General features: G+C 62.5%; 20 protein-coding genes and 1 pseudogene. 2 read left to right on the top strand and 19 right to left on the bottom strand.

Annotated features, from left to right (window positions below):
• Positions 1–76 precede the first annotated feature (76 nt).
• Positions 77–337: a hypothetical protein gene (locus OKW98_RS27375; protein WP_416148568.1), complete on the bottom strand. Its 261-nt coding sequence runs from the start codon at positions 335–337 to the stop codon at positions 77–79.
• Here OKW98_RS27375 and OKW98_RS00145 point away from each other — a divergent pair.
• A complete protein-coding gene (locus OKW98_RS00145; RefSeq protein WP_416148559.1) occupies positions 296–2,479 on the top strand; it encodes a heavy metal translocating P-type ATPase in 2,184 nt (727 codons plus the stop codon). The genes OKW98_RS27375 and OKW98_RS00145 overlap by 42 nt on opposite strands.
• Positions 2,480–2,704: 225 nt before the next feature.
• On the opposite strand, the gene hutG is transcribed toward OKW98_RS00145, so the two are convergent.
• The 13 genes and pseudogenes from hutG to hutC form a co-directional block, all read right to left on the bottom strand.
• On the bottom strand, positions 2,705–3,508 hold the full coding sequence (gene hutG, locus OKW98_RS00140; RefSeq protein WP_265387484.1) for an N-formylglutamate deformylase: 804 nt from the start codon (positions 3,506–3,508) through the stop codon (positions 2,705–2,707).
• Between the two features lie 13 nt (positions 3,509–3,521).
• Positions 3,522–4,727 carry an imidazolonepropionase gene (gene hutI, locus OKW98_RS00135; RefSeq protein WP_265387483.1) on the bottom strand — a complete coding sequence of 402 codons (1,206 nt, stop codon included), beginning with the start codon at positions 4,725–4,727 and terminating at the stop codon, positions 3,522–3,524.
• Positions 4,728–4,868: 141 nt separating this feature from the next.
• Positions 4,869–6,263, bottom strand: a complete 1,395-nt coding sequence (locus tag OKW98_RS00130; protein WP_265387482.1) for an amino acid permease — start codon at positions 6,261–6,263, stop codon at positions 4,869–4,871.
• A 198-nt stretch (positions 6,264–6,461) separates the two neighbouring features.
• On the bottom strand, positions 6,462–8,012 hold the full coding sequence (gene hutH, locus OKW98_RS00125) for a histidine ammonia-lyase (RefSeq protein ID WP_416147790.1): 1,551 nt from the start codon (positions 8,010–8,012) through the stop codon (positions 6,462–6,464).
• A 7-nt stretch (positions 8,013–8,019) separates the two neighbouring features.
• A complete protein-coding gene (gene hutH, locus OKW98_RS00120) occupies positions 8,020–9,657 on the bottom strand; it encodes a histidine ammonia-lyase (protein WP_265387481.1) in 1,638 nt (545 codons plus the stop codon).
• A 13-nt stretch (positions 9,658–9,670) separates the two neighbouring features.
• A complete protein-coding gene (locus OKW98_RS00115) occupies positions 9,671–10,546 on the bottom strand; it encodes a quaternary amine ABC transporter ATP-binding protein (protein ID WP_265387480.1) in 876 nt (291 codons plus the stop codon).
• A complete protein-coding gene (locus OKW98_RS00110) occupies positions 10,543–11,394 on the bottom strand; it encodes an ABC transporter permease (RefSeq protein ID WP_265387479.1) in 852 nt (283 codons plus the stop codon). Before OKW98_RS00110 ends, OKW98_RS00115 begins: the two co-directional genes overlap by 4 nt.
• 181 nt (positions 11,395–11,575) lie before the next feature.
• On the bottom strand, positions 11,576–12,541 hold the full coding sequence (locus OKW98_RS00105; protein ID WP_265387478.1) for an ABC transporter substrate-binding protein: 966 nt from the start codon (positions 12,539–12,541) through the stop codon (positions 11,576–11,578).
• A 139-nt stretch (positions 12,542–12,680) separates the two neighbouring features.
• Positions 12,681–12,947, bottom strand: a pseudogene (locus OKW98_RS00100) (cytosine permease); the annotation flags it as partial.
• A 116-nt stretch (positions 12,948–13,063) separates the two neighbouring features.
• Complete coding sequence (gene hutU, locus OKW98_RS00095; RefSeq protein ID WP_265387477.1) at positions 13,064–14,761, bottom strand: urocanate hydratase; 1,698 nt, start codon at positions 14,759–14,761, stop codon at positions 13,064–13,066.
• Between the two features lie 593 nt (positions 14,762–15,354).
• Positions 15,355–16,533, bottom strand: a complete 1,179-nt coding sequence (nhaA, locus tag OKW98_RS00090; RefSeq protein WP_265387476.1) for a Na+/H+ antiporter NhaA — start codon at positions 16,531–16,533, stop codon at positions 15,355–15,357.
• 55 nt (positions 16,534–16,588) lie between these two features.
• Positions 16,589–17,182 carry a HutD family protein gene (locus tag OKW98_RS00085; protein WP_265387475.1) on the bottom strand — a complete coding sequence of 198 codons (594 nt, stop codon included), beginning with the start codon at positions 17,180–17,182 and terminating at the stop codon, positions 16,589–16,591.
• Positions 17,179–17,889, bottom strand: coding sequence for a histidine utilization repressor (hutC, locus tag OKW98_RS00080; protein WP_166650545.1), 711 nt, complete (start codon positions 17,887–17,889; stop codon positions 17,179–17,181). The genes OKW98_RS00085 and hutC overlap by 4 nt, the downstream gene beginning before the upstream one ends.
• A 190-nt stretch (positions 17,890–18,079) precedes the next feature.
• On the opposite strand from hutC, the gene OKW98_RS00075 reads away from it, so the two are divergent.
• Positions 18,080–19,444 (top strand): formimidoylglutamate deiminase, encoded by a 1,365-nt coding sequence (locus OKW98_RS00075; protein WP_265387474.1) that lies wholly within the window; start codon positions 18,080–18,082, stop codon positions 19,442–19,444.
• Positions 19,445–19,486: 42 nt separating this feature from the next.
• On the opposite strand, the gene OKW98_RS00070 is transcribed toward OKW98_RS00075, so the two are convergent.
• From OKW98_RS00070 to OKW98_RS00050, 5 genes are all read right to left on the bottom strand, one after another.
• Complete coding sequence (locus tag OKW98_RS00070; protein WP_265389852.1) at positions 19,487–19,984, bottom strand: lipocalin family protein; 498 nt, start codon at positions 19,982–19,984, stop codon at positions 19,487–19,489.
• A gap of 86 nt (positions 19,985–20,070) precedes the next feature.
• On the bottom strand, positions 20,071–20,325 hold the full coding sequence (bamE, locus tag OKW98_RS00065; RefSeq protein ID WP_265387473.1) for an outer membrane protein assembly factor BamE domain-containing protein: 255 nt from the start codon (positions 20,323–20,325) through the stop codon (positions 20,071–20,073).
• A gap of 241 nt (positions 20,326–20,566) precedes the next feature.
• On the bottom strand, positions 20,567–21,577 hold the full coding sequence (locus OKW98_RS00060; protein WP_265387472.1) for a class 1 fructose-bisphosphatase: 1,011 nt from the start codon (positions 21,575–21,577) through the stop codon (positions 20,567–20,569).
• 380 nt (positions 21,578–21,957) lie between these two features.
• Complete coding sequence (locus tag OKW98_RS00055; RefSeq protein ID WP_416147786.1) at positions 21,958–23,358, bottom strand: DUF3999 domain-containing protein; 1,401 nt, start codon at positions 23,356–23,358, stop codon at positions 21,958–21,960.
• Positions 23,355–26,273, bottom strand: a complete 2,919-nt coding sequence (locus OKW98_RS00050; protein ID WP_265387471.1) for a DUF2339 domain-containing protein — start codon at positions 26,271–26,273, stop codon at positions 23,355–23,357. Before OKW98_RS00050 ends, OKW98_RS00055 begins: the two co-directional genes overlap by 4 nt.
• Between the last annotated feature and the right edge of the window lie 371 nt (positions 26,274–26,644).

Raw genomic sequence — 26,644 nt, 5'->3', positions numbered from 1 at the left:
TAGTGGCTACAGGGTGTTCACTTGGCAACACGCACATTTAGAGACTCAATCCATGAGTGACTCTGTACACAAATCTTCATCGCAAAAGCCTGCCCACGACGCGCACAACCATGCCGAGCACGAGCACGAGCACGAGCACGAGCACGAGCACGCTGCGCATGACCATTCGGCCCATGACCATGCCGAGCACGAGCATGCTGGGCATGACCATTCCGCCCATGGTCACGCTGATCACGCTGATCACGCTGATCACGATCACTCCGGTCACGACCACGGCCAAGCCAAACTCACGCCCGTGCACAAACACGACCACGCTGCCCACGCGTGCTGCTCCCACGACAGCGCACCCTCCGTCGTGACCATCGACGGCGCGTCAGACGCTGACGGTCAGCTCAGCAGCTTCCGCATCGAAGCCATGGACTGCCCTACCGAGCAGACGCTGATCCAGAACAAGCTCGGCAAGATGAAGGGCATTCAGAAGCTTGAATTCAACCTGATCAATCGCGTGCTGGGCGTCTGGCACGAGTTGCCGTCGACCGACCCCATCCGCGAAGCCATTGGCTCGCTGGGCATGCAGGCGGACTTGATCGAGGAGGGCGCCGACAAGGAAACCGCGTCGCTGCCGCCCGCCAAAAAGCCGTGGTGGCCTCTGGCGCTGTCGGGGGTCGCTGCGTTGGCTGCGGAAGTCATCCACTTCACCAACGCCGCGCCGACGTGGGTGGTCGCCATTGTTGCGCTGATCGCCATTTTCAGCGGCGGCCTGACCACGTACAAAAAGGGCTGGATCGCCCTGAAGAACTTCAACCTGAACATCAATGCGCTGATGAGCATCGCCGTTACGGGTGCGGTGCTGATCGGACAGTGGCCGGAAGCGGCGATGGTGATGTTTCTGTTCACCGTCGCCGAGCTGATCGAAGCCAAATCCCTGGACCGCGCACGCAACGCCATCGGTGGGCTGATGCAGCTGACGCCGGAAACCGCGACCGTGCAGCAGAACGGCGAGTGGCTTGAGGTTGAGGTCAAGGATATTGCGTTGGGCAGCGTCGTTCGGGTCAAGCCGGGTGAGCGCATCGGGCTGGACGGTGAAGTGGTTTCCGGCCAGTCGAGTATCGATCAGGCGCCGATCACCGGGGAAAGCCTGCCGGTCGAGAAAACCGTGGGCGACAAGGTCTTTGCCGGCACCATCAATCAGGCCGGTTCGCTGGAATACAAAGTGACCGCCGCCGCCAACAACTCGACGCTGGCGCGAATCATCCATGCCGTCGAGGCGGCCCAGGGCGCGCGCGCGCCGACCCAGCGTTTCGTTGACAGCTTTTCAAAAATCTACACGCCGGCCGTGTTCGCGCTGGCACTGGCGATCGCGATCATCCCGCCGCTGTTCATGGGCGCGGCGTGGTTTGACTGGATCTACCGCGCGCTGGTGCTGCTGGTGGTTGCGTGCCCGTGTGCGCTGGTGATTTCCACGCCGGTGACGATCGTCAGCGGTCTGGCAGCGGCGGCGCGCAAAGGCATCCTGATCAAGGGCGGCGTGTACTTGGAGATGGGGCACAAGCTCGATTACCTGGCGCTCGACAAGACTGGCACCATCACCCACGGCAAGCCGGTGCAGACCGATTACGTGTTGCTCAATGCCTCACTGGGCGAGCAGGCACTGGCGATCTCGGCGAGTCTGGCCGGTCGCTCGGATCACCCCGTTTCTCAAGCCATCGCCAAGGCCGCGCAGGAAGGCACTCGGTTGCCGGTTGAGGCGTTCGAAGCCCTTGCCGGGCTTGGCGTGAAAGGCGAGGTGCAAGGGCGTTTGTACCATCTGGGCAACCATCGCCTGGTGCATGATGCCGGGTATTGCTCGCCGGAACTGGAAGCGCAACTTGAAGCGCTGGAGAGCCAGGGCAAAACCGTGGTGCTGCTGTTCGACGCCTCCGGCCCGCTGGCGTTGTTTGCGGTCGCCGACACGGTCAAGGACAGCAGCCGCGAGGCCATCGAGCAACTTCATGCGCTGGGCGTGAAGACAATGATGCTGACGGGCGACAACCCGCACACGGCCAAGGCCATTGCCGCTCAGGTGGGCATCGATCAGGCCCAGGGCAATCTGATGCCGACCGACAAGCTGCAAGCCATTGAAGCCCTGTACGCGAAGGGCCATCGGGTGGGCATGGTCGGCGACGGGATCAATGATGCACCGGCGCTGGCCCGCGCGGAGATCGGTTTTGCCATGGCGGCGGCGGGTACGGATACCGCCATCGAAACCGCCGACGTGGCGCTGATGGACGATGATCTGCGCAAGATCCCGACCTTCATTCGCCTGTCGCGGGACACGTCCGCGGTGCTCAAGCAGAACATCGCGCTGGCGTTGGTGATCAAGCTGATCTTCCTGGCGGTGACCTTTGCCGGGCTGGCCACCATGTGGATGGCGGTGTTCGCCGACATGGGTGTGAGCCTGTTGGTGGTGTTCAACGGGTTGCGGTTGTTGAAGAAGTAACCCGAGGTCTGGCTGCCAAGGCCGCGTCCGCGACAGGGTCGGAGTATTGGCTGGGCCTGCCGCAGAGTCCTGTAGGAGCCGGCTTGCTGGCGAACGCGTGAGGCCAGTCACTTGTTTTGTCGACTGACCCAATGCATTCGCCAGCAAGCCGGCTCCTACAAATTCAGGCCGCTGTCCGGGCATCGAATATCCATTCCGCCGCGTACCCCGTTGGCAGAGGCCAGGCTACTTCCCGTACTTCTCCCGCCCCCAGGCGATCATCTCTTCCAGCAAACCTTTCAACACCACCTGCGTCGGCTCCGCCAGATCCGGGCGGTAGTGGAACGGCACAAACTCGTCCATGTAGGTGCTCTGCGCCAGTTCCAGTTGCACTGCATGTATATGGTTGGCCGGGTCGCCATAGTGGCGGGTGATGTGGCCGCCCTTGAAACGCCCGTTGAGCACATGGCTGTAAAGCTTCGCGGCAGCGCACGTTGAATCCAGACGCTGGGCCAGCGCTTCATCGCAGCTCGCGCCATTGAACGTGCCGAGGTTGAAGTCCGGCAGCCGACCGTCGAACAGATGCGGAATGTGCCCACGAATGGAATGCGCATCGAACAGCAACGCATAACCGAACTCGGCACGCAGGCGTTCAAGCTCGCTGCGCAGCGTGTCGTGATACGGCGTCCAGATATTCTCCAGATACGTCGCGCGTTCTTCCTTGCTCGGCGCCAGACCTTCCTTGAATAACGGATCGCCTTCGAACAGCGTCGACGGGAACAGCCCGGTGGTCGCGCCGGCGTACAACGGCGTGTCGTCGGAGGGGCGATTGAGGTCGATGACGAAGCGCGAATATTCCGCCGAGAGCACGCTTGCCCCCAGATCAGACGCAAAGTCATACAGGTGCGGAATGTGCCAGTCGGTGTCCGGCAGGCTTACGGCCTCATCCACCAGACTGTCACGCACGGCGGGCGTCAGGTGCAGTCCCGGGTGCGGCATGCTGATCAGCAGCGGTACGCGACCGCGAGTGAAACTCAGAACCTTGTCCACAGTATTCCCCTGATTAGAGAGTGCGTTCCACGCCATGACGCACGACGCGTTTGTCCAGATCGCCGCCCAGCCAGTAGGCGAGGTCGGCGGGCCGTTCGATGTGCCAGGCGACGAAATCCGCCGTTTTGCCGACTTCCAGTGAACCATGGGTCTCGGCCATGCCCAGCGCCTGTGCTGCGTGGATGGTTGCGCCGGCCAGGGCTTCTTCCGGGGTCATGCGGAACAGCGTGCAAGCCATGTTGAGCATCAGCCGCAGCGACAGGCCCGGCGATGTGCCCGGATTGAGGTCGGTGGAAATGGCGATCTTCACCCCGTGTTTGCGCAGGGCATCCATCGGCGGCAACTGAGTTTCACGCAGGAAGTAGAACGCCCCCGGCAGCAAGACGGCGACCGTGCCTGAGGCCGCCATAGCGATGGCGTCTTCTTCGGTCATGAACTCCAGATGGTCAGCCGAGAGCGCCTGATAGCGCGCCGCCAGACTCGAGCCGTGCAGCGAGGAAAGCTGCTCGGCATGCAGCTTGACCGGCAGGCCCAGCTGGCCGGCGGTGATGAACACCTGCTCAACCTGCGCCGGGGAAAACGCCAGGTATTCGCAGAACGCATCGACGGCATCCACCAGATTTTCCGCCGCCAGCGCGGGCAGCATCTCGCTGCAGATGTGGGCGATGTAGTCGTCGGCGCGGTCTTTGTATTCCGGTGGCAAGGCGTGGGCAGCGAGGCAGGTGCTGCGCACGGTGACCGGCAGGTTTTCACCCAACTGACGGATGACGCGCAGGATCTTGCGTTCGCTGGCGAGGTCCAGGCCGTAGCCGGATTTCATCTCGATCGTGGTCACGCCGTCCCTGAGCAGGCGCAGCAGACGACGCTCGGCGCTGGCGTAGAGTTCTTCTTCACTGGCGGCCCGGGTCGCGCGTACGGTGCTGGCGATGCCGCCGCCCGCTGCGGCGATCTCGGCGTAGCTGACGCCCTGCAACCGCTGTTCGAACTCACCGCTGCGGTTACCGCCGAACACCGTGTGCGTGTGGCAATCGATCAGGCCGGGCGTCACCCACGCGCCGTTGAGGTCAACGCGCTTGATGTCGCCCTGGTCCGGCAACGCGTGGAGAGGACCGACCCAGGCAATGAGCGCTCCGTCGGTCACGATGGCGGCGTCCTCGATGATCGAGTACGTGCCGTTCGCCATGGTTGCTGCGTGACAGTGGTGCCAGAGCGTTTTCATCAGTACCTCCAGAGAACAAATAGATCCTGCCTCAGACACGGACCGTAGGAGCCGGCTTGCTGGCGAACCGGCTGCGTCATTCAATGCAACCTGCCCTGATTCAACGCGTTCGCCAGCAGGCCGGCTCTTACAAGTTTTGCCTCAGCTGTTTGATGTGACCTTGATCAGGTTTTGCTTCGGCTTCACCCAAATCCAGTACGCAACCACCAGCAACCCGATCCACACCGCTCCCACCACCAGCGCGGCTTGGCTGTCCGGGAAATAACCCAGCACGCCAAACACAAACACCATGAACAAGGTGGCAACAATCGGCGCGACGGGCCAGAACGGCACGGGAAATTTCAGCTGGGCGACTTCTTCTGCGCTCATCGAGCGGCGCATGGCGATCTGCGTGACCAGAATCATCAGCCACACCCAGACCGTCGCGAAGGTCGCGATCGAGGCGATCAGCAGGAACACGTTTTCCGGAATCAGGTAATTCAGCACAACGCCGCAGAGCAGCGCCACGCCCATCACCAGCACGGTCATCCACGGCACGCCCTGCGCGGACAACTGAGCAAAACCCTTTGGCGCCTGACCTTGTATCGCCAGTCCGTACATCATGCGTCCGGCACCGAAGATGTCGCTGTTGATCGCCGAAACGGCTGCAGTGATCACCACGATGTTGAGGACGGTGGCGGCGGAGGAAATCCCCAGGTGATCGAAGATCTGGACGAACGGGCTGCCCTGGCTGCCGATCTGCTGCCACGGGTACAGCGACATCAGGACGAACAGCGTGAGCACGTAAAACAGCAGAATCCGCAGCGGGACCGCATTGATCGCACGAGGGATCACGCGCTCCGGGTTCCGAGCTTCACCGGCGGTGATGCCGATGATTTCGATGCCGCCAAAGGCGAACATCACCACGGCCAGCGAGGCCACGAGACCGCCGATGCCGTTGGGCATGAAGCCGCCGTAGGCCCACAGATTGCTCACGCTGCTGACGCCGCCGCCCGAGACCGAGCCGAGGCCGAACAGCATGATGCCGAAGCCGGCGAGGATCATCGCGATGATCGCGCCGACCTTGAGCAGCGACAGCCAGAACTCGGTTTCACCGAAGACTTTGACGCTGCACAGGTTAAGCGCGCCGATCAGAAAGACGATGCCGAGCACCCAGATCCAGCGCGGCACCTCCGGAAACCAGAAGCCCATGTAGATGCCGAACGCAGTGACGTCGGCCAGGCAGACGATGACCATCTCGAACGCGTAGGTCCAGCCGAGGACAAACCCTGCCAGCGGACCCAGATACGTGGTGGCGTACTCGCCGAACGAGCCGGACACCGGGTTGCGCACGGCCATCTCACCGAGGGCGCGCATGACCATGTAAACCGCAGCGCCGGCGATGATGTACACCAGCAGAACAGCAGGGCCGGCCAGTTTGATGGCCGACGCGGAACCGTAGAACAACCCTGTGCCAATGGCCGAGCCCAGCGCCATGAAGCGAATGTGGCGAGCGCTGAGCCCGCGTTTCAGATCTGTAGCATTTTGCGATGTCATTTCACACGTTCCTAGTCTTACTTTTTGCTGCGAAACGAGAGCTGCGCACATCTCTGTAGGAGCGCGCTTGCCCGCGAATTCGGTGTATCAGTCAGCACATCCATAGCTGACACACCGCAATCGCGGGCAAGCGCGCTCCTACAAAATCATTGCGCTTACATCCTCATTTCAACGACAGGCCATCCTGGCCTGTCCCGATCAAAAACTCGGCAGCAGGTCAGCAGAAACCAGGTCGCTCAGGCAGTTGGAAGCCAGCAGCTCGATGGCGGCCTCGATATCAGGGGCGAAGAAGCGGTCTTTCTCGTAGAACGGGACTGTGCCGCGCAGCGTGGTGCGGGCGATTTCCAGTTTTTCCGAGGTCTTCAGACCGTTGCGCAAGTCCAGACCCTGACACGCAGCCAGCCATTCTACAGCCAGCACGCCGCGAGTGTTCTCCGCCATTTCCCACAGACGCTTGCCGGCGGCGGGCGCCATCGACACGTGGTCTTCCTGGTTGGCGGAGGTCGGCAGGCTGTCGACGCTGTGCGGATGGGACAGCGCCTTGTTTTCACTGGCCAGCGCTGCGGCCGTGACCTGAGCGATCATGAAACCGGAGTTCACCCCGCCGTTGGCCACCAGAAACGGCGGCAGTTGCGACATATGCTTGTCCATCATCAGCGAGATGCGGCGTTCGCTCAGCGAGCCGATTTCAGCGATGGCCAAGGCGATGTTGTCGGCAGCCATGGCGACGGGTTCAGCGTGGAAGTTACCGCCGGAAATCACCTCGCCTTCGGACGCAAACACCAGCGGGTTGTCCGACACCGCGTTGGATTCGATCGCCAGCACTTCGGCGGCCTGACGCAGTTGAGTCAGGCAGGCGCCCATGACCTGTGGCTGGCAGCGCAGGGAGTAGGGGTCCTGAACTTTGTCGCAGTCGCGGTGGGAGTCGGAGACCTGACTGCCGTCGCCGAGCAGGTCGCGATAGGCCGCAGCCGAATCGATCTGGCCGCGCTGACCGCGTGCCGCATGAATGCGTGCGTCGAACGGCGCGCGGGAGCCAAGCACGGCCTCAACGGTCAGCGCGCCGCAGCTCAAGGCGCCGGCGAACAGGTCTTCGGCTTCGAAAAGGCCGCGCAACGCATACGCCGTCGACACTTGCGTGCCGTTGAGCAAAGCCAGTCCTTCTTTGGCCGCCAGCGTCAATGGCGTGAGCCCTGCGATGGCCAGCGCGTCCACGGCATTCAGCCATTCGCCCTTGTAGCGCGCCTTGCCTTCGCCCAGCAGCACCAGCGACATGTGCGCCAATGGCGCGAGGTCTCCGGATGCGCCTACCGAACCCTTGAGCGGGATGTGTGGATAGACCTCGGCGTTGATCAGGGCGATCAGCGCGTCGATCACCTGACGGCGAATCCCGGAGAAGCCCCGGCTCAGGCTATTGACTTTGAGCACCATGATCAGGCGCACCAGCTCATCACTGATCGGACCGCCAACGCCTGCTGCGTGAGACAGCACCAGCGAACGCTGCAGGTTTTCGAGGTCGGCGCTGGCAATGCGCGTCGAGGCCAGCAGGCCGAAACCGGTGTTGATGCCGTAGGCGGTGCGGTTCTCGGCGAGGATCTGCTCGACGCAGGCCACGCTGTCTTCGATCTGCCGATCGGCGCTGGCGTCGAGGGTCAGCGTTACCGGCCGCTGATAGATCGCGCGCACTTGGGCGAGCGTCAACTGGCCGGGGATCAGATTCAGCGGGGTCGCCTGTAGGGTGTTGGTCACGATGCTGCTACTCCTGAATGGGTATCGGTCGTCTGCGCTGAACCGGCTCCTGCCTGTCCCGCGCGGGGGCGCTTGCGCTGCGACCGTTGTTGTCGGTGTCGGGGTGAGCGTGTGCCGCATAATCGCGGCAGCGCTGGAATACGGATTCCAATGACTCTTCGTTTTTGAGCAGCGTCACGCTGCTGGCAATGTCCGGCGCCAGCCAGCGGTCTTCGTCGTAGGCCGGCACGCGTTCGCGCAGCAGACGCCACGCCGCCTCGGTGCCCACGCCAAAGCGCGGGCCCTTGAAAAATTCGAACGCCTGGGCGGCCAGCAAATACTCGATGGCCAGGATCTGCGTCACGTTCTCCAGCACCTTGTGCAGCTTCAAGGCGGCGCTGGTGCCCATGCTCAGATGATCCTCCTGCAGGCCGGACGTCACGTAGTTGTCGATGACCGCCGGTTGCGCCAGCTGGCGGTTTTCCGCGCACAGCGAGGCGGCGACGTATTGGGTGATCATCATCCCGGAGTTGACGCCGGGCTGGCTGACCAGAAACGCCGGCAGCCCGCTGACCGTCGGGTTGATCAGCCGGTCCAGCCGTCGCTCGGCAATCGAGCCCAGTTCGGCCATGGCAATCGCCAGCAGATCAGCCGCCATCGCCACGGACTGGCCGTGGGGGTTGGCCTGGGAGACGACGCGATACGCTTCGGGCGTGCCGAGCAGCAGCGGGTTGTCGGTGGCGGAATTGAGCTCGATCTCGATCTGCCGCGTCGCATGGGCCAACTGGTCGCGCGTGGCGCCGTGGACCTGCGGGATCGAGCGGATGCTCAAGGCGTCCTGGGTGCGAATGCCCTGACTGTTGGCGAGCACCTCGCTGCCGGCGAGCAGGCCGCGCAGGTTTTTGCCGACTTGCTGCATGCCGGGGTGTGGCTTGAGCGCGATGATGGTTTCGTCGAAGGCGTCGAGTTGCCCGCGCAGGCCTTCGAAGGTCATGGCGCTGATCACATCGGCCCACTGCATCAGGCGGTTCACATCGGCGACGGCCAGGCAACTCAGGCCAGTCATGCACGGCGTGCCGTTGACCAGGCACAAACCGTCCTTGGCCCCCAGCTCCACCGGCGACAGGCCTTCTTCGCTGAGCGCCTGCAACGCCGACATCACTTGCCCGCGATAACTCACCTGACCGACGCCCAACAACGCGACGCCGATGTGCGCCATATGCGTGAGATATCCCACTGAACCCTGGGACGGCACTTGCGGTGTGATGCGGCGATTGAGCAAGGCCAGCAAGGCCTCGACGACCTGACGATGAATCCCGGACTTGCCCTGGCTGTAATTGATGATCGCGGCACAAGTGATCGCGCGGGTCTGCTCGTCCGGTAGCGCCGGGCCGACGCCGCAGGCATGGCTGAGCAGGGTGTTGCGCGATAGCCGACCCAGCTGCTCGCCCGCCAGCGACACACTGCACAGCGCGCCAAGGCCGGTGTTCACGCCATAGGCGCGTTCGCCGCTGGCAACGATACGCTGAACGATGATTTGCGCGTTATCGATGCGCGCCCAGGCGCCTTCCGACAGTGACAGCGTCGCGCCATGACGGGCCACGGCGGACACTTCCTGCCAGCTGACCGGGCCCTCACCGATGATGATCAGTTCTGCTCGCGACATGACCGCAGCGTCCTTAGAGCGTCGCCACGCGCCGTTGCACGAAACGATCAACGTAATCGTCGGCAGGCGAGTAGAGGATTTCTTTCGGTGTCCCGACCTGGATCAGCTGACCGTCCTTCAGAATGGCGATGCGGTTGCCGATGCGCACGGCTTCGTCGAGGTCGTGGGTGATGAACACGATGGTCTTTTTCAGGTTCGATTGCAGCTCCAGCAACTGGTCCTGCATCTCCGCGCGGATCAGCGGATCGAGGGCGCTGAACGCTTCGTCCATCAGGATGATGTCAGTGTCAGCCGCCAGTGCGCGTGCCAGGCCCACGCGCTGACGCATGCCACCGGAGAGCTGATGGGGGTACTTTTTCTCGTAGCCCTTCAGGCCAACGGTGGTGATCCAGTGCTGCGCGCGCTCGGCGCATTGCGCTTTGTTCTCGCCACGAATGGTCAGGCCGTAGGCGACGTTGTCGATCACGCTCTTGTGCGGCAGCAGGCCGAAGCTCTGGAACACCATGCTGATCTTGTGCCGACGGAAGTTGCGCAGGGTTTCCATGTCGTAGGTCAGGATGTTCTCGCCATCAACCAGAATCTCGCCGCTGGTGGGGTCGATCAGGCGATTGAAATGGCGCACCAGGGTCGATTTCCCCGAACCCGACAGGCCCATGATCACGAAGATTTCGCCGCTGGAGATGGACAGCGACAAGTCGTTCACGCCGACGACGCAGCCGGTCTGGGCGAGCACCTGATCTTTGGTCTGGTTGTTCTGAACCATGGCCAGCGCATCTTTGGCGCGGTTGCCGAAGATCTTGTACACGTTCTTGACGACGATTTTGCCGTCCAGACTCGCCGGGCTCTCTGGATTGCCTGCGCTCGCTGGATTAATAGTCTCGACGCTCATTTATTCGCCTCATGCCGTGGACGGCCGTAGGCCTGCGTAATACGGTCGATCACGACCGCCAGAATGACGATGGCCAGACCCGCTTCCAGGCCGCGTCCGACGTTGAGGGTCTGGATGCCGACCAGCACGTCCTCGCCCAGCCCGCGCGCACCGATCATCGAGGCGATCACCACCATGGACAGCGCCATCATCGTGGTCTGGTTGATCCCGGCCATGATGCTCGGCAGCGCCAGCGGCAGTTGCACGCCAAACAGTTGCTGCCAGCGGTTGGCGCCGAACGCGTTGATCGCTTCCATGACCTCGCCATCGACCTGACGAATGCCCAGATCGGTCAGGCGAATCAGCGGCGGCGCGGCGTAGATGACCGTGGCGAAGATCGCTGGGACTTTGCCCAGACCAAACAGCATCAGCACCGGAATCAGGTACACGAAGCTGGGCATGGTCTGCATGATGTCCAGCAGCGGCATCAGTATCGAGCGCAGGCGATTGCTGCGCGCTGACAGAATGCCGAGCGGTATGCCGATGATCACCGAGATCAGCGTGGCGACCAGCATCAGCGCCAGGGTCTGCATCAGCTTGTCCCACAGGCCTACCGCACCGACCAGGAACAGCAGGCCGATGATGACCACCGTGGTGGTGATCTTGCGGGTCGCGTGCCAGGCGATCAGCCCGACGATGGCCAGCAGCAGCCACCACGGCGCAACGCGCAGCAGGCCTTCGAGCTTGACGATGGCCCACAGCAGCGTGTCGGAAATGTGCCTGAACACGTCGCCGTAATTGGTGACCAGCTTGTCGACCCAGTCATTGACCCAGTCGGCGATGGAGAACGTGAAGCTTTCGGGGAACATAGGTTTTCTCGATCAAGTAGGTGGTACTGATTCCCGTAGGAGTGACCGGGGTGGCGCTCCACCTTGCTCGCGATAGCAATTTGTCAGCCACCAACGATGGTGGGTGTGCCGACGTCATCGCGAGCAAGCTCACTCCTACAGGTTCGGTGTACCGCCGTAGCGCGGCACCCGGATCAAAGCCTTACAACGAGGCATCCACCTTCTTCGCCGCATCCTCGCTCACCCACTGATGCCACACTTCCGGGTGCTCCTTGAGGAAGATCTTCGCCAGTTTCGGCGACTCGATGCGCTCTTTGGTCATGCGGGCCAGATTCTGGTTGAGCAGGTCGATCGGGATGTTGACCTTCTCCATCACCGACACCAGTTCTGGCGCCTGTTCGTGGAACGCCTTGGACAGGCCGACCTTGATGTCGATGGCCTTGTTGACGCCGTCTTTCTCTTCCAGACGCACCATGTCTACCTGGCCCATCAGCGGCGTCGGCGACCAGTAGTAGGCCAGAATCGGCTCGCCACGCTTGTAGCTGGACAGAATCGCCGCATCCAGCGCCGGGCCGGTGCCAGGGCGGAAGTTGGTGTACTTGCTTTCCAGGCCGTAGCTTTTCAGCATCTCGCTGTTTTCCAGCTCGCAGGTCCAGCCGGCCGGGCAGTTATAGAAACGGCCTTTCTCCGGCTCTTCGGCGTCCTTGAACAGGGCTGAGTATTTGCCCAGATCGGCGATGGACTTCAGGTCCGGTGCCTTGGCTTCCAGCTTGCGCTTGGCGTCGCCTTCGATCACGTAACGCGGCACGTACCAGCCTTCCACCGCACCCTTCACCGGCGAACCGACGCCGACCACTTTGCCGGCGGCTGCAGCCTTGTTCCAAACCTCGCTACGGCCGACCCATTCTTCGGCAAACACTTGAATATCGTTGGTGCTCAGGGCGTTTTCCATGGTGATGGAGTTGCCCGGCAGGCTGTCCACTTCGCAGCCATAGCCCTTGTTCAGCACAACTTGCAGCACGTCGGTCAGCAGCATTGCGCTTTCCCAGTTCAGACCGGCGAATTTCACCGGCTTGCCGGACTCGCACCATCCCGCAGCCTGACTGGCGCCACTGGCGAGCACGCCGGCGGTGAGCAACGTGGATAGCAGGGCCTTTTTCGTGTTCATTGAGTGACGCTCCGGTCTTGTAGTGGATGACGGCAGTAACGAAAACAGATGGCGTCCAGCCAAGGGGAGAGGCACTTGTCGGCCTCGTCCCGCTTCTCTCTCCAGCATGCCCCCTTCAACAGACGTGCATGACGAACGGTCAGTTCACCGCCACGTGCCCAGGGGCAACGTTTCGGCTTGCAGGGGACGCGCTCGGCTCCGTTGGCAGGATCAAGCGATCGGCCACTTTACCCGGCCACGTCTTCGCCGCGACGTAGTACAGCACAGCCGGCACGATGAGACCGATGATCCACGAGATGTCAGTGTCATCAAGGCTCGCCACCAGCGGCCCGGTGTAGAAATGCGTGGAGATGAACGGCATCTGAATCAGCACGCCCAGCACGTAAATCCCGATGCCCATCCCGTTCCGTGTCGTTCGGCGTCAGGGATGTAATCGATCGAACGCCGCTCGACCACCGAAGCAGGTGCAGCACGATCATCTGGAACAGCCATCTCAAACATCCCCCCTACAGGGAAGTGCTTTTAGCCGTTAATCATCGGCAGGTTCAGACCCTGCTCTTTGGCGCAGTCGATCGCGATCTGATACCCGGCATCGGCATGACGCATCACGCCAGTGGCCGGGTCGTTGTGCAGGACGCGGGCGATACGCTCGGCGGCTTCATCGGTGCCGTCGCAGACGATGACCATGCCCGAGTGCTGCGAGAAGCCCATGCCGACGCCACCGCCGTGGTGCAGCGAGACCCAGGTCGCGCCGCTCGCGGTGTTGAGCAGGGCGTTGAGCAGCGGCCAGTCGGACACGGCGTCGGAGCCGTCCTGCATCGACTCGGTCTCGCGGTTCGGGCTGGCGACGGAGCCGGAGTCCAGGTGATCACGACCGATCACCACCGGCGCCGACAGCTCGCCGCTGCGGACCATTTCGTTGAACGCGAGGCCCAGCTTGGCGCGCTGACCCAGGCCGACCCAGCAGATACGTGCCGGCAGACCCTGGAAGCTGATGCGCTCACGGGCCATGTCCAGCCAGTTGTGCAGGTGCGCGTCGTCCGGGATCAGTTCTTTGACTTTGGCGTCGGTCTTGTAGATGTCTTCAGGGTCGCCTGACAACGCGACCCAGCGGAACGGCCCCACGCCACGGCAGAACAGCGGACGAATATAGGCGGGCACGAAACCGGGGAAATCGAAGGCATGGGCGACGCCCACTTCCTTGGCCATCTGACGGATGTTGTTGCCGTAGTCGAACGTCGGCACGCCCATTTTCTGGAACGCCAGCATGGCTTCGACGTGCTCGGCCATGGACTGCTTGGCGGCCTTGACCACAGCAGCAGGCTCGGTGGCAGCGCGCTCGCGGTACTGCTCCCAGGTCCAGCCTTTTGGCAGGTAGCCGTTGAGCGGGTCGTGGGCGCTGGTCTGGTCGGTGACCATGTCCGGGCGCACGCCACGACGGACCATTTCCGGAAGGATTTCGGCGGCGTTGCCGCACAGGGCGATGGAGATCGCCTTGCCTTCGGCGGTGTATTTGGCGATGCGGGCGAGGGCGTCGTCGAGGTCCGTGGCTTGCTCGTCGACGTAGCGGGTCTTCAGGCGGAAATCGATGCGGCTTTGCTGGCACTCGATGTTCAGCGAGCAGGCGCCCGCCATGCCGGCAGCGAGTGGCTGCGCGCCGCCCATGCCGCCCAGGCCTGCGGTCAGTACCCAACGGCCTTTCAGGTTGCCGTCGTAGTGCTGGCGACCGGCTTCGACGAAGGTTTCGTAGGTGCCTTGAACGATGCCCTGGCTGCCGATGTAGATCCAGCTGCCGGCGGTCATCTGGCCGTACATCGCAAGGCCTTTCGCATCCAGTTCGTTGAAGTGCTCCCAGCTCGCCCAGTGCGGCACCAGGTTGGAGTTGGCGATCAGCACGCGGGGCGCGTTGCTGTGGGTCTTGAACACGCCGACCGGTTTGCCGGACTGCACCAGCAGGGTCTCGTCGTCGTTAAGGTGGGTCAGGCTCTCGACGATCTTGTCGTAGCACTCCCAGTTACGCGCTGCACGGCCGATGCCGCCGTAGACCACCAGCTCGTTCGGGTTCTCGGCGACTTCCGGATCGAGGTTGTTCATCAACATCCGCAACGGCGCCTCGGTCATCCAGCTCTTGGCGGTCAGTTGCGTGCCACGGGCTGCGCGGATTTCCACATCGCGGCGTTTGGTCCATTGCTGAGCAGGGGTGTTGTGGTCAGTAGTCACTTAACAATCCTCGATGATCAATCCGGCCTGGACGCGGGGTCCGTGACGAACGTGGGAATAAGGTTCTGCATGAGCACTGCCGTTGTAATCCGAACCGGCTGGGAACCGCTTTTATCGACTCATGCTTACTTGTACATACAAGCATATGCAACCAAAGGGCCAATGTTGGTTTTGCAGGTGCAGAAACGCCAGCAGCCCGTGCTGGCACAGGTTCGTCGGTGTTTTATGAGACAGAAGGGAGGAACGCAAAGAACAGCGAGGGGAAAGGGATTTGTTACTTTTCGGTGCGAACGCCCCAGTGCAGTGCGTGGCTGGGGGTAACAAAGGGGTGAGGACGACCGAATGCCCGAGCCGGCTTGCTGGCGAACGCAGTAGATCTGGAATGGACATGTCGACTGGCCCACCGCTTTCGCCAGCAAGCCGGCTCCTACAGACCGCACAAGACTTCAACCCATCATCCACCGCAACCGGTGTAGGAGCGCGCTTGCCCGCGATTAGGGTGTGTCAGGCAACGGTGAAGTTGGCAGGCCTGACGCATTCGCGGGCAAGGTGGATCGCCACCCCGGTCGCTCCTACGGAATCGGCGATTGAGATCAGTGCTGAGCCAGCTTGCTGCGCAACAGCCATACCCCGGCCAGCGCCGAGGCGATCGAGCCCAGCAACACGCCCACTTTCACTTCATCGATCAGATGCGCTGCGCCCGGAAAGGCCAGGTTGCCGATGAACAGGCTCATGGTGAACCCGATCCCGCAGAGCAGGGCGACGCCATACAGCTGCGGCCAGTTGCTGCCTTCCGGCAGTGTCGCCAGCCCGGATCGGATTGCCAGCACCGCTGCGAGAAACACACCGATCTGCTTGCCGACAAACAAGCCCAGCGCCACGCCCAGCGGCACCGGGTCGACCAGGTTGCCCAGGGTGATGCCCGACAGTGAGACGCCCGCGTTGGCGAAGCCGAAAATCGGTACCACCGCGAACGCCACCCAGTAGTGCATTTTCTCTTCAAGAAACAGCAGCGGCGAGCGGGCTTCTTCCTTGCGCGTGCCCAGCGGAATGCACAGCGCCAGCGCCACACCGGCCAACGTCGCGTGCACGCCTGATTGCAGCACGAAGAACCACAGCAGCAGGCCGAGCAACAGGTACGGCAGCAATCGCTGCACGCCCATGCGGTTCATGATCACCAGCACGGCCAGCGTCGCGAACGAGGCGCCCAGCATCGTCATGTCCAGGCCGGTGCTGTAGAAGAGCGCAATGATGGTGACGGCGCCCAGGTCATCGAGAATCGCCAGCGCGGCAAGAAACACCTTAAGCGATGTCGGCACACGTTTGCCCAGCAACGACAGCACGCCGAGGGCGAAGGCAATGTCGGTGGCCGCAGGGATCGCCCAGCCACTCATGGTTTCGGCATTACCCATGTTGACGCCGATGTAGATCATCGCCGGCACCAGCATGCCCCCTGCTGCCGCAAAACCGGGGAGCGCCCGCTGGCCCCAAGTGGCAAGGCCGCCGGCCAGGACTTCGCGTTTGATTTCCAGGCCGACCATCAGAAAGAAGATCGCCATCAAGCCGTCGTTGATCCACAACTCGATCGACAGCCCGCCCCACACGCTGTGCAGCGCGGCGAAATAAGAAGGGGCGAGGGGGGAGTTGGCGACGATGATTGCTGCGAGTGCAGCGCCCATCAGCACGAGGCCGCCTGCTGATTCCGATGCGAGGAAACTGGCAAGAATGGCGAGGGCTCGTGGGCTTTCTTTATTGTCGTTGAGCGTCGTCATGGTCGTCCCTGTGCTGGCGAAAAAAAGACGCAATCTACCACAGGGGCGGTAGGACTCAGACGCGCGACAGCTCGATCACGCACACACGGCTGGCGCGTGGGGCGTAGAGCACCGCCTCCAGCAGCGCGCCAGCGGCATTATCCAATTGTAAGCAGTCGTGTTTTGCCAGTAATTGCGGCGCATATTCACCAACGTTGGCGGCCATTTGTTCCGCAGCGCTGAACACCAGGAACACGTCTGCGGAGCTGAAAAACCGCTGCGGCTGCATCACGTCGATCCATTGCAGGCGCGCGCGGTAGCGGGCGGGCGAGTAGATCAGGTTGAAGTCGCGGATCGGGCCGTCGAGCAGCGTGCACGACACAGCGCTGTCGCCGCTGAACGCGAACGGATCAGACGGCAACAGCGGCTCGCTGTCCTTGCCATCGATGTTCAGCGTCATGCCTGCGCCTTGCAGCACCGTGATGATGCGCTGATAACCGGCGAACATCGAAAAGCCGCGCGACTCGCCGATGTCGGCAATCGACAACCGCCAGCCGAACCCTTCCAGGCCTTCGCCGGCGTCGCGGGTGATTTCCTCGGTGCTGCCGCCACCGTTTTTCCAGGGCATGCGCGGGTAGTCAGCGGCGCGCAGAACAGTCAGTTGAGTCATTTGCTGAAGCGTCCTTCCAGGCGGTGGCGTGAGCCAGGGTGGATCAGGCGGGCTGCAGTCACAGGTTGACGGCCCGACCAGGTGCGCCGACGCACCAGCAGGCACGGCTCGCCTTTTTCGATCTGCAGCAACTTGCACTCGTCGGGCTCGGCGAGAATCGCTTCAACCACGTGCTCGCCTTCGGTCAGCGGCGCGACCTGGGAAAGGTAGGCGTAGGGGGTCTGTTGGGTGAAATCCTGCTGCAGGTAGTCCGGCGCGACAAGGGCGTTGACGAAACGGTCTTCGATTTGCACGGGAATATCGTTTTCGAAATGCACGATCAGCGAATGAAACACCCGCTGGCCTTCACGCATGTCCAGCGCCAGCGCGCGTTCGGAACCGGCGGCTTCTTCGGTGAGGATGATGACTTGGCAGGTGTGGGCGTGACCGCGGGCGGCGATCTCGTCGGCAATGTTATGCACCTCGAACAGCGCGGATTGAGTCTTGGGCTCGGCGACGAATGTACCGACGCCCTGCATGCGCACCAACATCCCTTCGGCGGTCATCTCGCGCAGGGCGCGGTTGATGGTCATGCGGCTGAAGCCCAGCTGCGTCACCAGTTCGCTCTCGGACGGCACGCGGTGATGCGGCGGCCAGGTGCCGTTCTGAATCTGCTGGGTGATCATGTGCTTCACCCTGGCGTACAGCGGCGCCGGACTGTCACCCATCTGGGAAGCCAGCGGCAAATTGGCAGGCGGAGTCGGCACAGAGAAATCCTTGTTATGGCGTTATTCAGGCGAATGAGGTTACAGCGTCCACGCTAACCATTAACGCGGGTGCCGACAAGCGCGGCGCGGTTTACCGGCTGTATAAACGTCTGTATATGTACAGACAATTTCAAGCAAGGGGTGCCCAGTCATGTCCGTTTTCTTTGCCGAACGCGCGTTATTGCCCACCGGCTGGGCCAGTAACGTACGTTTCGAGGTCAGCGCTGATGGCCTGCTGAGCCAGGTTCAGGCCGACGCCGAACGCGGTGACGCCGAGGTGCTCAACGGCCCGGTCGTGCCGGGCATGCCCAATCTGCACTCCCACGCCTTTCAGCGCGCCATGGCCGGTCTGGCAGAAGTGGCCGGCAATCCCAATGACAGTTTCTGGACCTGGCGCGACCTGATGTATCGCCTCGTCGGGCAGATCAGTCCGCAGCAGCTCGGCGTCATCGCACGGCAGCTGTACATCGAGATGCTCAAGGGCGGCTTTACCTCGGTTGCGGAATTCCACTACGTCCATCAGGACACCACCGGCAAGCCCTACGCCGACCCTGCCGAGCTGGCGCTGCAGGTCAGTCAGGCGGCGAGTTCGGTCGGCATCGGCATGACCTTGCTGCCGGTGCTCTACAGCCACTCCGGTTTTGGCGGCCTGGCCCCGAACGAGGGGCAGCGCCGGTTCATCAACAGCACCGACAGTTACCTGGATTTGCAGTCCCGTCTGAAGCCCGTTATTGCCGCGCAACCTGCCCAGGCGCTGGGGCTTTGCTTTCATTCGCTGCGCGCCGTGACGCCGCAGCAGATCAGCGATGTAACGGCCGCCAGCGACCCCCATTGCCCGATCCACATCCATATCGCCGAGCAGCAAAAGGAAGTCGACGATTGCCTGAGCTGGAGCGGTCGCCGGCCGTTGCAGTGGCTGTACGAGAACGTCGACGTCGACGCGCGCTGGTGCCTGGTTCATGCGACCCATGCTCAGCCGGACGAAGTGGCCTTGATGGCGAAAAGTCGTGCGATCGCCGGACTGTGCCTGACCACCGAAGCGAACCTGGGTGACGGGATTTTTCCGGCAGTGGATTACATCGCACAGGGCGGGCGCTGGGGCATCGGCTCTGACAGTCATGTGTCGCTAAGCGTGGTCGAGGAGTTGCGTTGGCTGGAATACGGTCAGCGTCTGCGCGATCAGCGTCGTAACCGCCTGTACCGACCTGATCAACCGATGGTCGGGCGCACGCTGTACGACGCGGCGCTGGTCGGCGGCGCCCAGGCGATGGGGCAGCCGGTGGGCGCGCTAGAAGTGGGCAAGCGGGCGGACTGGCTGGTGCTGGACGGCAACGATCCGTATCTGGCAACCGCAGCCGGTGATGCCATTCTCAATCGCTGGCTGTTCGCCGGGAGTGATCGTCAGATCAAGGATGTGATGGTCAATGGCCGCTGGGTGATCCGCGACGGCCACCATGCCGATGAAGGGCAGAGCAGCCGCGCGTTTGCTCAGGTGTTGCGGGAGTTGCTGGGCTGAGACGGGGTGGCGCTCCACCTTGCTCACGAATGACCGAGCAGGTCAGTCCTTTGCCTTGCCCACCTTTGAGTCCGCCACCCGCCAGATCAGCTTGGTGGTGTCGTAACCCTGTTGCTGCGCTTTCATCAGCATGTCGTTACGCACTGAGTCCGGAACTTGAGGCGTGCGCGACAACAGCCACAGGAACTTGCGGCTCGGGCTGCCGACCAGAGCGACTTTGTAGTCGGGGCTCACGTACAGCACCCAATAATCACCCTTCGCCACACCCGGGAAGAGGTTCGAGAACCAGTTATCGAACACGACCCACAGCTTGTCGGTCTTGCCCTGAATCTGCGGTGAAGCCGTCCCGGTTGCCTCCTCCCACTTGCCCTCGATCGTGCGGCAGCGGTTGGTGACAGCAATGTTGCCGTCATCCTTCAGCGTGTAGTGCGCTTCGGACTGCGCGCAGTTGCGCTGGAAGAACATCGGCAAGCGCGCTACTTCGTACCACGTGCCCTGATAGCGCTTGAGATCGACATGATCAACCGTCTTCGGCGCCATGGATTCAGTCTCAGGCTTAACCGCACAGGCGCTGATCCACAATGCTGCCAACGCCACAGCGCCGATTTTCAATGCCTGACGAATACTCATTTAAGGCCCTGTCCGGAAAACAGCACGACCTTGTCGGCGGCGTACTGGACGCTGATGAACGTCTTCGCATCGCCCCACGTGCAGCTGGACATCCCCAGCGCGCCGGAGCATTCGGTCGGGCTGCCAAGCAGTTGCTCAACCTGCGCCTTCGCCATGCCGGCCGAAATTTTCGAGTAATTTTCCTGAGTGACCTTGCTGCAGGCCGCCAGCAATACGCAGAACGACAACACCGCGAGAGAGCGCAAAGACATGAGATAAAACTCCTGAATCGAAGGGGAGGGCAGCGTCGCAGCGCCTAACGTCAGTCATTGATGTTGGTGACGGACTCAGCGCTCGCCGCGAACCCTGTAGGAGCGCGCTTGCCCGCGATTACGTTTTGTCTGTCACGAATAGTTTGCTGACCCACCGCATTTCGCGGGCAAGCGCGCTCCTACAGAGTGGTGCGGCGGGCATGTCATTCACGTCGTAGGCCAAAGGCGGCCATTCAGGACGTTATTCCTTGTGATACGCCGTCACACGTTCCACTTCCTCTTTCGAACCGAGGAACACAGCGACGCGCTGGTGCAGGCCTTCGGGCTGGATGTCGAGGATGCGCTGATGGCCGTCGGTCGACGCGCCACCGGCTTGTTCAACCAGGAACGACATCGGGTTGGCTTCGTACATCAGGCGCAGCTTGCCCGGCTTGGAAGGCTCGCGGGAATCTCGCGGATACATGAACAGACCGCCGCGGGTCAGGATGCGGTGGACGTCGCCCACCATCGCCGCGACCCAGCGCATGTTGTAGTTCTTCTCCAGCGGGCCGTCTTCGCCCGCCAGCAGCTCTTCGACGTAGCGCTTGACCGGGGCTTCCCAGTGACGCTGATTGGACATGTTGACCGCGAATTCCTGAGTGGACTCCGGAATCTGGATGTCTTCGTGGCTGAGGACGAAGCTGCCCATCTCGCGGTCCAGGGTGAAGCCTTTGACGCCGTCACCCAGGGTCAGCACCAGCATGGTCTGCGGGCCGTAGATGGCGTAACCGGCGGCGACCTGCTGGGTGCCTGGCTGCAGAAACGCCTTCTCGTTCAGCGCTTCGTTCTGGCTCAGGTACTCATTCGGGCAACGCAGCACCGAGAAGATCGTGCCGACCGGCGCGTTGATGTCGATGTTGGACGAACCGTCCAGTGGGTCGAACACCAGCAGGTAGGCGCCTTTTGGGTATTTGCCGGGGATCTGATAGGCGTTGTCCATTTCTTCGGACGCCATGCCGGCCAGGTGACCGCCCCACTCGTTGGCTTCGAGCAGAATCTCGTTGGACATCACGTCCAGTTTCTTCTGCACTTCACCCTGCACGTTTTCAGTGCCCATGCTGCCGAGCACGCCGCCAAGGGCGCCTTTGGATACCGCGTGGCTGATCTCCTTGCACGCACGCGCCACCACTTCAATCAGAAAGCGCAGATCGGCAGGGGTGTTGTTGGTGCGGGTCTGCTCGATCAGATAACGACTCAAGGTAACGCGGGACATGGAGAGCTCCGAAATGGGGGATAAAAACGCGCACAGTCTAGCGTGAGCGGAAATTTAATACTGCCTGTCAGACCGGTTAGGTAGTGATTCAGTTCACGGGCTACATCCTAGTGGGACCGGCTTTAGCCGGGAAGAGGCCAGTGTGAACACCACAAATCTTGCAGCGTGACGACCGACGCCTTCCCGGCTGAAGCCGGTCCCACAAGGGATCGCCGTACCCAGTCGCATCGGTTGTACGTTAAGCGTAGCGCGAACGGGGTGACGAATCGGCGGGCATCGTCTGCATTTTTTTCGATGCCGGATCGATTCAGCGTCATCACCCCGACACTTATTCTCTGGCGCCTCGGTTGGCCGCCTCATTGGGCGCTTTATTTTGCGCGTTACTTGCTACGAGACCCGCGCAGTGTGCCGAGCGCCATCCATGCCAGGAACATCACGCCGAGTATCAGCACCGCCCACAGACCGATGCGCTTCATATCAGGGCCGCTGGCGTCCACGGGCGCTGCCGCAGCAACCGGCGCGACAGGTACGGAGGCCATGGACGCGCTGCCCAGCGCTGCCAGTTTCTCAGGGCTGACACCGGGAATCAGCGTCGCCAATGGCAACGCAGCGCTTTTCACCGTGGCGTTGCCGACGGCCAGGCTGTAGGGCGGCGCGCCGCGGCCGAGAAATACCAGTTGCGTCGCGCGCACGGCAAAACTCAGCGTCGGCGCGTCTTTGCCCAGGCCGCCGCCACGGTCATCGACCTCAAGTTTCAGCTGCTGCACAATATTGCCGGGCAGCTCCATTTCGTCCTGCACAACGTCCTGACCGTTCTGGCTAAGCCGATAAAGCAGGCCGTTGTCGATCAGTTGCCACGATGCGTTGCTGTCACGACGCCCATACAGCGTGGCGGGCGCGAGGCTGTTGGGTTGCGCGATGTCGATCCGCATGCGTTCCAGCGGCAGGGCCACTGGCAGTTGCCACACATAAACGCCGGGTTTTTCGACGCGACCATTGATGGCCGGCGACCAGCTCAACGGCAGCACGCCGGGTTGCGTGCTGATCAGTTGCACGGCGTTCAGTGTGGGCGCGGACTGTGGCGATTTCCACAGCAGACGCAGATACCGGGCGCTGCGCCCCGGCAGATTAACAACGCGCTGCTCAACCAATTCTTCAGCGAATGACAGCCTCGCTACCTGACCTTCACCCCAGCGCTGCCAATGCTGGAGGTCGTCGCTGGCCTCGATGCTGAACCGCTGAAAACCGTCGTGCTCGCTGCTCCAGTCCAGAATCAACTGATCCAGCGGCGCGTTGATCGCGCTGGTGTCGAGCAGCCAGCCGCGCAGAATCTCTTCGCCCGCCTCGATCTCACCCTGGGGCTGAACCTCCACCAGCGTGCCGTTGGGCGTGCGTTCGACACGGATTTTCGGTTCGGCGTCTCTGGCGCCATCGCTGTCGTAGAGCGGGAACCACTTCACCGAGACAGGGCTTGCGTCGGCGGCACGCTGGGGCGGGCTTTGGGTAATGGCGTAGGGTTGGGCCTGGCCGTCCGCATTGAAAACGCGCACGTCGTTGAGAGTGCTCTGGCGCGCATTCAACTGCACCCCGAGGGGCAATTCCAGCCGATACCAAGGGCCTTCGCCGCTGACGCTCAGGGGCGCATGGGTGGTGAAATCATCCGGCAGATCCTCCGCCTGGCTGAGCGGGGCCGCGCACAGCAGCGAGCCCAGCAACGGGGCAAGCAGGGCAGCCTTGATGGCGAACTGACGACTCAACTGAACACTCCTCACACGCTTCATTTCGATGCCCGGTTCGCAGCATCTGCATCTGCATCTGCATCTGCATCTGCATCTGCATCTGCATCGGCCAGACCCTCACTTCGGGCCGGATGCCGCGGCGGCAGCGGGGCGAAATATCCCACCACCAGCAACAGAACGCCAACGCCGATAAAGGAAATGATTCGCTCCAGGCCGCCGCGATTGCTCAGCTCGACAAAGAACAGTTTGGCCACGACGACCCCGATCAGTGCGGCGCCGACAATCCACAGGTCGCGGCGGGCGCGCAGGTGGCCGCCGATCATCAGCGCCAGCGCGGTCAGCGTCCAGACGATGGAAAGCCCGGCTTGCACACGCATGGATTCGAACAGCGCATCGGGATCCCAGGCCACGCCGGCCCAGTGATGCGCGGTGCGCAGGACCATGGCCGTGATGAGTGCGAACAGCGATGCGCCGGCAATGACCAGCGCCGCCTTTTGAGCACGCCCCTCGCTGACGCCCAACTGCGGCAGCTGCTGGCGGGTCCAGCTGAAGATGCCCGTCAGCGTGATCAGCAAGCCGAGTTCCAGCGGGTTCAGCAGCGGAAGATAGGGCAGGGGATCGGCGGCGCCTTCGCTGAACCCGTTCGCCAGCCAGAACCAGCCGAGCATCAACCCCGCCAGCGGCGCGGCAGCCCAGACGCGGTATTCACGCGGATAGGCGCTGACCGGCCAAGGCCATGTGCGGGATGCCGTCATCGCCAGCAGATACAGGCTCGGCAGCAACGCCCAGCCCAGCCAGCGCCAGGCGTTATACGCCTCCGACAGCATCAGCAATCCATAACGAAGTTGCAGCGAGAGCACGCCGATGATCAGCCAGCAGCCGATGACGTGGGCCGCACTGCGCAAGTGCGGGAGCAGCAGTTTGTCGAGCCGCTTCAGGGACCACAGATGAACCGCAAACACCGCGAGCCAGCCCAGCCAGCCCCAATCGGCGGCGGGGTTGTAGTAGGCATTGAAACTCATCAGCGCGAGCAACACCGCGCTCATCGGCGTCATGAGCGTGGACAGTTGAGCGATCCCGGCCCAGTTCAGGCGCAGGGCCGCCATTGTCCACAGCCCGACGCTTGCCGCGCCCAGCACCAGCAACGTCGAGAACACGTTCGTGCCTGCTACAGGGTCAGTCATGATGAACAGCGCGACGGACCACCACAGCGTCCCCCACATCAACAACGCAGGTTGCAATACACGCTCGCTTAACGACAGGCGCAAAGTCCCGATGCGTTCTACGGTGAACGCGCTTACCAAGCCAGCCAGCGCGATGATCAAGGGGGTCCAGAAATCCCCCTGATTGAACGTCGGGACATACCAAGGCCCGACCACGCCCATTAACGCGATCCCCGCGCCCAGTTGCAACAGCAGCCCGAAACATCGAGCCAGCAAGCGATTTTGGCGCATGCCGAGCCAGAACACCGCCGCGCCTTCGACCGCCCAGGCGACCGTCGTCCATTGCGCGCTCAGGCCCAGGGGAATCGCCAGCGTGCCGAACACAACGCCCAGTGACAGGCACGTTTCGACCAGCAGCAACGCCCGACCCGGTGCGCGCCCGGCGAGGAATCGAGCGATGCCCATGTACAGCAAGCCCAGCGCCAGTGCGCTTAACGCAGCGCCGAATTCGATGTGTTGAACGAGCGCGTACTGCAGGCCGAAACCGACGATGGGTGTGCCGAACAACAGGCTGCCATCGACGTAGTGGGTCTGGCGCGCGGACCAGCGCAGGGTGGCTTCCCGGCTGTCGTCGTCAGGCCCAGCGGCGTGTTCTTGCAGCTTGCGCCGGGCGAACAGCAGGCCGATGGCCAGGTACATCAGGAAGAACAGAATCAGGAAGGGTTCGGTGCTCCAGAACAGCTCGGGCGTGTACGCGTCCATGCCCCAGGCGAAGCCGATGCCGAACGTGCCGATGAAGCCGATCAGGTTCAGCGGGCGCCAGGCCTTGAACCACGCAATGGCGAAAATGCCGGCGTTGAGCAGGGCGAAATAGCTGAACAGCGCGACGTGACTGCCCTCGCCAGAGGATGTCAGCAGCGGCGCGGCAAATCCGCCCAGCGCGGCGACGCAGGCAAGGGCCAGGGAGTTTTGCGTGACGGCGAGAATGGCCGAAAACACGGTGACCGCGACCAACAGGCTGAACGCCATCCCTGGCGCCAGCAGGGTGTGGACTTTCATGGCGGCGAATACGGTCAGGTACAGCACCGCGACGCCCGTGCCCTGCAGCATCAGCGCGAAGGATTCATTGCGTTGCCGCAGCCACCATCCCAGACCCAACAAGGCCAGCGCTGCCACCGCGACGCCGGCATAACGGGCCTCGATCGGGACGACCATGCCTTCGGTGGCGTAGCGCAGCAGAAACGCGAGGCCGAGAAACAGCAGCACCACGCCGACCCGCAGCACGGTGTTACCACCGAGCAGCCAGTTTTTCGCGCGCAACAAGGCGCTGTCGAACAGGCTGTGCTGGACAGGAGCGGACTGGGCTGAAGCGGGCAGGGAGGCGGATGCAGCAGTGGGCGCGTAGCTCGGGGCTGTGGCTGATGGGGCTGGTGCAGGGCGACTCCATTCCGAATCGCCGATATCCGAGGCGGCGGGCTGGAGATCCGGTAGATCCCACAGCAGTTCCGGGCCGTCGTCTGCGATGGGCTGAACATTCAACGGCGCCGACACAGGCGCATCCGGCAATTGCGCGGCGGCGGAATCCAGCTGGCTGAGGCGTTGTTGTACGGCGTTGAGGTCCAGCCGGGTCTTGGCAAGTTCGGCTTTCTGCGCGGCCGTTTCGCGGGTCAACGCAGTCAGCCGGAAGCTCAAGCCTGCAGCCAGACCAATGACCGCACCGACAGCGCCGCCCAGCAGCGACTCATCAAGAAGCGCCCCGATCACCAGACCGGCCAGCAGAAGAATCCATTGCACGCGACGACATCCCTTTTCGGCCGATTACCGGCGATGGCGAAAAGTATATCGGGCGTCAGGAAAGGGGAAACATTTTGTGTCGGGGACGGAGAACTGAGTCGCTGATGCATCTGAGCGCAAACATATCCGGCGTTCGAATGCTGATCTGTTGATGCTGCGGCCCACCCGGTGGGTTGAGAGAACATTGGGTGGTTGGCGCAAACCCGTAGGAGCGCGCTTGCCCGCGAAAGCATTCCGTCAGCAAATAATTAGCCGTCTGACCCACCGCAATCGCGGGCAAGCGCGCTCCTACAGTGGATTTCTGTCGTTGGCGAGAGGTGTGATCGACGCGATCCTGCGGGACCTCCAGCCTGTCATCACAGAGGGCTGCA

It is taken from the genome of Pseudomonas sp. KU26590, from assembly GCF_026153515.1.
GTDB lineage: Bacteria > Pseudomonadota > Gammaproteobacteria > Pseudomonadales > Pseudomonadaceae > Aquipseudomonas.
Note: the sequence above shows the minus strand (reverse complement) of the source record. Positions and strands in the feature narration are given on the sequence as shown.

Coding starts and splice junctions, on each gene's coding strand:
- OKW98_RS00105 (WP_265387478.1), bottom strand. CDS start 12,541: ATGAACACGAAAAAGGCCCTGCTATCCACGTTGCTCACCGCCGGCGTG.
- OKW98_RS00115 (WP_265387480.1), bottom strand. CDS start 10,546: ATGAGCGTCGAGACTATTAATCCAGCGAGCGCAGGCAATCCAGAGAGC.
- OKW98_RS00075 (WP_265387474.1), top strand. CDS start 18,080: ATGTCCGTTTTCTTTGCCGAACGCGCGTTATTGCCCACCGGCTGGGCC.
- OKW98_RS00070 (WP_265389852.1), bottom strand. CDS start 19,984: ATGGCGCCGAAGACGGTTGATCATGTCGATCTCAAGCGCTATCAGGGC.
- OKW98_RS00060 (WP_265387472.1), bottom strand. CDS start 21,577: ATGTCCCGCGTTACCTTGAGTCGTTATCTGATCGAGCAGACCCGCACC.
- OKW98_RS00055 (WP_416147786.1), bottom strand. CDS start 23,358: ATGAAGCGTGTGAGGAGTGTTCAGTTGAGTCGTCAGTTCGCCATCAAG.
- OKW98_RS00130 (WP_265387482.1), bottom strand. CDS start 6,263: ATGACATCGCAAAATGCTACAGATCTGAAACGCGGGCTCAGCGCTCGC.
- hutC (WP_166650545.1), bottom strand. CDS start 17,889: ATGGGTGACAGTCCGGCGCCGCTGTACGCCAGGGTGAAGCACATGATC.
- hutH (WP_265387481.1), bottom strand. CDS start 9,657: ATGTCGCGAGCAGAACTGATCATCATCGGTGAGGGCCCGGTCAGCTGG.
- OKW98_RS00085 (WP_265387475.1), bottom strand. CDS start 17,182: ATGACTCAACTGACTGTTCTGCGCGCCGCTGACTACCCGCGCATGCCC.
- hutI (WP_265387483.1), bottom strand. CDS start 4,727: ATGAAAACGCTCTGGCACCACTGTCACGCAGCAACCATGGCGAACGGC.
- bamE (WP_265387473.1), bottom strand. CDS start 20,325: ATGTCTTTGCGCTCTCTCGCGGTGTTGTCGTTCTGCGTATTGCTGGCG.
- nhaA (WP_265387476.1), bottom strand. CDS start 16,533: ATGACGACGCTCAACGACAATAAAGAAAGCCCACGAGCCCTCGCCATT.
- OKW98_RS00110 (WP_265387479.1), bottom strand. CDS start 11,394: ATGTTCCCCGAAAGCTTCACGTTCTCCATCGCCGACTGGGTCAATGAC.